Annotated in this window: 7 protein-coding genes; all 7 read right to left on the bottom strand. The window is 69.3% G+C overall.

Annotated elements, in window-relative coordinates:
- A partial coding sequence (locus tag GV790_RS05390) for a Dyp-type peroxidase (protein WP_163811076.1) occupies window positions 1–1,088 on the bottom strand: 1,088 nt, incomplete at its 3' end.
- A gap of 93 nt (window positions 1,089–1,181) precedes the next feature.
- Window positions 1,182–1,547 (bottom strand): DUF4345 family protein, encoded by a 366-nt coding sequence (locus GV790_RS05385; protein WP_163811074.1) that lies wholly within the window; start codon window positions 1,545–1,547, stop codon window positions 1,182–1,184.
- Window positions 1,544–1,936 (bottom strand): phosphopantetheine adenylyltransferase, encoded by a 393-nt coding sequence (locus GV790_RS05380; protein ID WP_163811072.1) that lies wholly within the window; start codon window positions 1,934–1,936, stop codon window positions 1,544–1,546. The genes GV790_RS05385 and GV790_RS05380 overlap by 4 nt, the downstream gene beginning before the upstream one ends.
- Window positions 1,937–2,196: 260 nt before the next feature.
- Window positions 2,197–2,985 carry an oxygenase MpaB family protein gene (locus GV790_RS05375; RefSeq protein WP_163811070.1) on the bottom strand — a complete coding sequence of 263 codons (789 nt, stop codon included), beginning with the start codon at window positions 2,983–2,985 and terminating at the stop codon, window positions 2,197–2,199.
- 69 nt (window positions 2,986–3,054) lie between these two features.
- Window positions 3,055–3,315, bottom strand: a complete 261-nt coding sequence (locus tag GV790_RS05370) for a hypothetical protein (protein WP_163811068.1) — start codon at window positions 3,313–3,315, stop codon at window positions 3,055–3,057.
- 11 nt (window positions 3,316–3,326) lie between these two features.
- Window positions 3,327–4,556 carry a lytic transglycosylase domain-containing protein gene (locus tag GV790_RS05365; RefSeq protein WP_306042607.1) on the bottom strand — a complete coding sequence of 410 codons (1,230 nt, stop codon included), beginning with the start codon at window positions 4,554–4,556 and terminating at the stop codon, window positions 3,327–3,329.
- 733 nt (window positions 4,557–5,289) lie between these two features.
- The gene (gene gntA / locus GV790_RS05360) at window positions 5,290–5,979 is read right to left on the bottom strand and encodes a guanitoxin biosynthesis heme-dependent pre-guanitoxin N-hydroxylase GntA (protein WP_163811064.1); all 690 of its coding nucleotides are present in this window, start codon (window positions 5,977–5,979) and stop codon (window positions 5,290–5,292) included.
- Window positions 5,980–6,000: the final 21 nt, after the last annotated feature.

Raw genomic sequence — 6,000 nt, 5'->3', positions numbered from 1 at the left:
TGGGTGTGCGGGCGGGCGGGCTCGGGGTCGGGCGCACCGCCCGCGTTGGCGATCAGGACTCCGTAGTCGTAGTTGTAGCCGCGGCGCAGCATGGGGATGCCGTGCACCAGGCGCACGTGCGCGTCGTCCGGGATGGCGAGCTCTCCCCTGGCGTCCCGGGCACGCAGGTCGACTGGATCGAACTCCGAATGCGCACCCAGCGGGGCACCGTCGCCGCGGCGCCTGCCGATGATCTGATCCTGCTGGAACACCGGAAGCTGATCCCATTCGGCGGTCTTCATCCGAATCTTGCGGAACACCAGATACGTTCCGCCCTGAAACCAGTCCGGCTCGTCCGGGGAGTCCACCCACACCGCGCGATCGAAGTCGACGGTTCCGTTGCGGGGGTTGGCGGTTCCGTCCTTGAATCCGAAGAAGTTGCGTGGGGTGCCGTCGCCGCCCGGGCGGCTCAGGAAACCGTGCTGGGTCCACCGCATGCGGGCAAGGCCGGGCATGCGGGCGCGCAAGGCCCGGAAGGTGTGGCTGACCAGCTGGGCGTCATCGGCGCAGATCTGCACCAGCAGGTCGCCACCCGACCACGCCGGATTCAGCGCATCGCCGGCGAATTCGGGAAGCGGGTGCAGGTATTTCGGCCGGCGAGCGGCCAGCCCGAATCTGTCGTCGAACACGCTCGGGCCCAACCCGAACGTCACCGTCAGCCGAGCGGGCGCGAGCCCGGCGGCGACATCGGTCTCAGCGCTCGCCCCCGGGAGAGCATCGGCGGATTCGGGCATCTGCTCCCCCGCGGTCACTGCCGCGGCGACGGTGGTCCATGCGGAGAGCAGCTCACGCAGTGCCCCGAGGTCGGGTCGCGCGAGGTCGCACGCGAGGAACAGGGCGTGGGATTGGACCGGGGTGGCGATACCGGCTTGGTGAGCACCATGAAAGGCCTCGATCACGGAGGCGCTGCGCTGCGGCGCGGTAGCTCGGCCTGCTACCGCGCCGGCGGTCGCGGCACCGGCCGCGGTGAGCGCGGTACCGAACAGGACGCGTCGGGAGAAGCCGCCGGGGCCGACACCATTACTACGATCCGTAGTAGTTTCCGTCATGCCGGCGAGAGTAGCGCACATCCGGCCGAGCTTCAATATAGCTGAAGGATGTGCGCTGCACGCACGACGCCGTCCTCGCCCGTGCGAGCCCGCTCACGCGACGGCGAGGATCAGCCCGGCCCCTACCGCTTCGACCAGGCAGTAGAACCAGATCGGATAGAACGCGGTGGGCGCGTCCCACACACGCGAGACGACGCGCCCGACCGCCATACCGGCGAGTGCAAACCCCACCGCGACGGCGGCGCCGCTGTGCATCGCACCCGTTCCCGACGCCGACCAGCCGAGTACGAGCGCCATGGCGAGCCCGAAGCCGCCGTATACCGCCCGAATCTCAGATCGGCTCACCGGGGATTGCACCGACAGGCCGAACGGCCGAGCCAGTATCGCGGGTGCCGCGAACGCGTAAAGCCCCATCCCGCCGAAGAATACGGCCGCGAGCACCAGGACGATCGCCCTCATGCGAGGCTCCCCGCATCGCGCTTGGAGAACGCCGTCGCCGCACCGGCAAGCAAGAGCAGGCCCACCACGTCCACCTTCGCCACGCGCATCAGCGCAGGCCCCACGGGCAGTTCGAGCGGGATCAGCGCGAGGAAACCGGCCATGCTCACCGCGTTCGCGGTGAGGGCGGCGGCGCGCAGGCGCGGACGGAACACCGCCACCAGCAAGCCCGCGCCAAGGATCGCGAAGAGCAGACCGCGGTGGCGCAGCAACAGCCGCAGATCGCCGTCGACCGACTCCAGCCCGTATGCGGCACCCGCGCGGTCCACGGACAGGACGGCAACGGCCGGAAGCAGATTCACCACCGCGGCCGCGATCAGTAACAGCCGGCCCCAGGATTGTCTCGACATGGTTCTCCTCGGTATCGAAGTCGGTGCCAAGCCTGACCCGCGAATTCGTCCGGCGCTTCCGAAAAACTGCTGCCGCGACTCGGTCGACACCGAACTGTTCGCCTCCGGGCTCGGCGGATTCACGGAGTCGCCGAGCCCCTCGCCGAGGCGTTGGCCGCGACCGGATTCACCGGCTAGGAATCGACCCGCAATGATCGGCAGGCCGATGTGTTCCGCCCTGTCGAGGCACTCGCCATGAAAGCGCTGCCCGGCACGGCGCTTCACGATGCGCCGGCGGTGGCGGTCGTGTCCATGTAGGTCTGATCGTTCTTGGCCGCGAGCCGGGCGGCCGGCAGGTATTTGACCGAGCGCGGGGCCAGCAGCATTCCGGCGCGAACAGCGGTGGCGTAGGTGCGGAAGGCGACGGTGTCGGCGGTGCTGGGACGCGCGTCGAACAGTTCGGCTGCGCGGTCGTGGAACAGCGAGCGGACCGCGAAACCGGGGAGGGTGCCGGGTAGCCATGAATCCGGGCGCAGCACTTGCGATTCCAGGAGTGCGGATTGGGCACTCGGGCGCAGCTGAGTATCGCAGGCGTCGGTGAAGTAATCGAGGAAGGCAGGCCAGGTGGCGGGCTGGCTGCGCGCCGAGATGCCGTAGCGGCGATACCAGTCACGGCAATCCGCGTACAGCTCCTCCCGGTCCTCGGCCGACAGCGGGCGGATGAAGGTCGAGATCGCGGTGACGAGCGTGTCGACGTAAGTGGCGTGCTGGAAGAAGAACAGCTCCGGGTTCAACGCGTGGAAACGCTCGCCCAGATCATCGACACCCTTCACGTGCTCGTGCCCGAAACGGATCACCAGGCGCAGATCACGCTGCGAATAGGCGATGTGCACCATGCTGGAGACGGTGCGTCTCTTGTGCTCCCACAACCGTTCCGGCGCATGCTCCACCAGGGCCGCGGCGATCGCCGGATGCAGGACCTGCAAGGAAATCGCTCGCGGGAGTGCGAGCACGAATCTGCGGTCGCCCAGATAGCGATGCAGCAACGACGCATTCCTACCTGCGAACATCGGTTGATCCCCTCCCGTGACACTCATCCGGAAACCCAGCGCGGCAGCGGCGCCGAGGGCTTGTTCGGCTCATCGACGCCTCGGTCCGGTCATCGTGGTGAGCTCGACCGGACCCGACCATCCGCAGGGCAACCCGCAGGTGCCGGTGGCCAGCTCGCGCACCGAACCATCGCTGTAGGTGACCGTGCGCGCGATCGCGTTCGCGGGATATCCGCACGCCGGACACTTGCCGAAATAGTCGAGCACTTCCCGCGCCGCGGAAATCGCGACCGCTCGCGGCGGCGCGCCCGGCGCCATGGCGCTCGGTGTGGGCTGAATCCTCAACGACATGCTCGCCTCGCCTACGTCGGTGGGGCCGGAAGCGGTACCACGATGCCGAACGGCAACGTGATGCTCGGTACCCGATGCACCTGCGGCGGCTCGGGCGCTTCCAGCGGCTCAGGAGCTGCGGGCGGTTGAGGAGCTCCGAGCGACTCAGGGGCTTCGCGCGGCTCGGGCGATACGGAGGGGCCGGGCAGTCCGGGCTCGGCATCCTCGACCGGTGGTGCGGCGGGCGCCGGATCGGATCCCGGCGACTCGGTGGAGGGGCCGGTGTGCTCGGGGCCCCCGGCGCAGAGCAGGCCGCAGTCGATGGGCGGTAGGCCGGGGACGGTGAGCAACGGCGGAGTCGGCCGATGCGGGACCGACACCGACGTCATCGGCTCCAGCGTGAGCGGCCCCGGGACGGCCGCCGCCTGGACTGCCGGCGGTGCGTCGCCGGAATCCGGCGGTGGCACCGGCAGGGGCGTCACATCGACCGCCCGAGCGGGCGCGCCTCCGTCGCGATAGGCCGCCGACCAGCTCAGCACATCGGTCGCGTAGGCGCGGGAGTTGTTGTAGCGCAGCACCGCTCGCGTTTCCTGCACCGGATCACGCAGGTCGAGGCCGCCGGAGCAGAGATAGCGCCCGGCGGCCACGGTGGCGTCGAAAATATTGTGCGGGTCGGCCGCGCCGTCGCCGTTGCCGTCGGCGGCGTACTTGCCCCATGTTCCGGGCAGGAACTGCATCGGGCCGATAGCGCGGACGTAGCCGCCACCCGCCGCGGGGATCACCTCGTTGCCCGGAAGGGTCCCGTCGAGGGCGGGGCCGAAGATCGGTTGCACCGTCGTACCGGCATCGTCCACCCGCCCACCGGCGGCATGGCCCGACTCGATACGCCCGATGCCGGCCAGCAGATGCCACGAGAGGCCGCACCCCGGAGTGGATGAGGCGAGCGCGAGTTCGGCATTGCGGTAGGCGGCGAGCACCACCTCCGGGATCCCGAGAGCGCCACCAGCGACCGGCAACGCCACCTCGTAGCGCTGTACCGCCTGCACACCGCCCGCCGGCTCCACCGACCGCAGCATCCTCGGCGGCGGCGCCGACACCGGCAGCAGCCCTACCATGCGTGCCTGGGCCTCGTCCTCCGGCCGGCTCTCCGCCACCGTCGCCGGTACCTCCCCTGCGGGCACGGGCCGTTCGCCACCGGCGGCCGAACTCGGCACGGCCACCCCGGCCGCGATGACCGCCGCGACGGCCACCGGAGCAGACATCCGCATACGATCACCCATCCTTGCGCGCCCTGCGGTCACCGACAGACGACCACTGGACCGTTCAGTGCCAGAATCACCATTAACATAACCATGGTGATGTAGGTCTTGTCATGGTTTTTGGTGAAGAATTTTGATTCACTTATGGCAGGTATTGATGGATCGCGAGCGCTACGATCAGCAGCCCGCGCGAACGGATCAGACGCGCGCGGTCACACCGGCGGAATGCCGTCGACGCGTCCGGGCCCACCGGGCAGCGGGATCTCCCAGCATTCCGCGGCGACACGGGCGCAACGAAGGCGCGGCCCTGGTCAGCAGGGCGTCCGTCATGGCGATGCCAGAACCGCTAGGCCGTCGTTCGCGGGAGAATGGCGCCTCACGTATCGGGCGTAGCGAGCTCGGCAGTCGACTACGGCGACGAATTCGGCGCCACACCATGGGCGCCCGCAGCCGCCGAACTGGACGCCACCTTCGTCGGCCTCGACGCCACGACCCAGAGTCACGACGCCCGTACGCAACGGACCAGCCGTGGGTGGCCGGCGCGATTCGAATGAGCAGCGACTCGGTCACCCAGTGTCGCCGGGCAGGTCGATACCCCCGGGCAGATCGTCGCAGCGCTGAATCGCCAGGCCCTCGGCGCCCGCGAATCCCGCAGGCACCGGCGGACCGGCGAGACGTCAAGCTGGACGCTCTTGCCGCTCGCCGATAGTGACGTCGGCCGCGCGACCGGCTCGGGTCAGCCCTGGGCGCCGGCCAGTTCGCGGTCGTGGGCGGCGGGGCGGGCGCTGAACGGGCATTGCCAGTCGGCGGGTTTGGGGCGGCCGGAGTAGCGGCGGGCTTCGGAGAGCTTCTCGTATTCGAGCAGGTTCGGGTTGATGTCGCCCTGCAACGCGATGTCCTGTTTGCGGATCTTCTCGGCGAGGCGATCCCACATGCCCGCGGCCTTGATCCGGCCGAACTGCTCGTGGGAGTTGAACGCCAGCATCGGGAACGGTGGGCGGCGGCCGTAGCGGCGGTGGGTTTCGTGCAGGCCGATCACGAAGAACGGGTGCCCCGCCACGCTGTAGCCGAACTCGCCGGACTGCGGGTCCGAGGAGTAGCCGGGTGCCCAGGCGTACGTGTCGGCGTCGGCCTCGTGCAGCAGCTGCAGGTGCTGCCACAGCAGCTCTTCGAAACGCAGTTCGTCCACGCCCCGAGGCTGCTCGAAGGTGGCGATGAAGCTGGTGAACTTGCGTGCGCTCCACTCCGCCGAGCCGACGAATTCGGCCAGATCCGAGGCCATCAACCGCGCCGATTCCGCGCCGCCCATCACCTCGTAGTGGCGGTGGGTGATACCGCCCTGCCGCCAGGCGGAGCGCCCCGCCAGACAGGCGAACCGGTCTCCGAGCAGAAAAGCCTCCAGCTCAGCCCGCGCGTCCGTCGTCAATCCCGGTGTTCCTTTCCAACC

Origin of the sequence: Nocardia cyriacigeorgica, from assembly GCF_010858045.1 — a bacterium.
GTDB classification, from domain to species: Bacteria; Actinomycetota; Actinomycetes; order Mycobacteriales; family Mycobacteriaceae; genus Nocardia; species Nocardia cyriacigeorgica_E.
This window is presented reverse-complemented; position numbering and strand designations above follow the sequence as displayed.

Excerpts from the sequence above, each read along its gene's own strand:
- GV790_RS05385 (WP_163811074.1), bottom strand. The coding sequence starts at position 1,547 with ATGAGGGCGATCGTCCTGGTGCTCGCGGCCGTATTCTTCGGCGGGATG.
- GV790_RS05380 (WP_163811072.1), bottom strand. The coding sequence starts at position 1,936 with ATGTCGAGACAATCCTGGGGCCGGCTGTTACTGATCGCGGCCGCGGTG.
- GV790_RS05375 (WP_163811070.1), bottom strand. The coding sequence starts at position 2,985 with ATGTTCGCAGGTAGGAATGCGTCGTTGCTGCATCGCTATCTGGGCGAC.
- GV790_RS05370 (WP_163811068.1), bottom strand. The coding sequence starts at position 3,315 with ATGTCGTTGAGGATTCAGCCCACACCGAGCGCCATGGCGCCGGGCGCG.
- GV790_RS05365 (WP_306042607.1), bottom strand. The coding sequence starts at position 4,556 with ATGTCTGCTCCGGTGGCCGTCGCGGCGGTCATCGCGGCCGGGGTGGCC.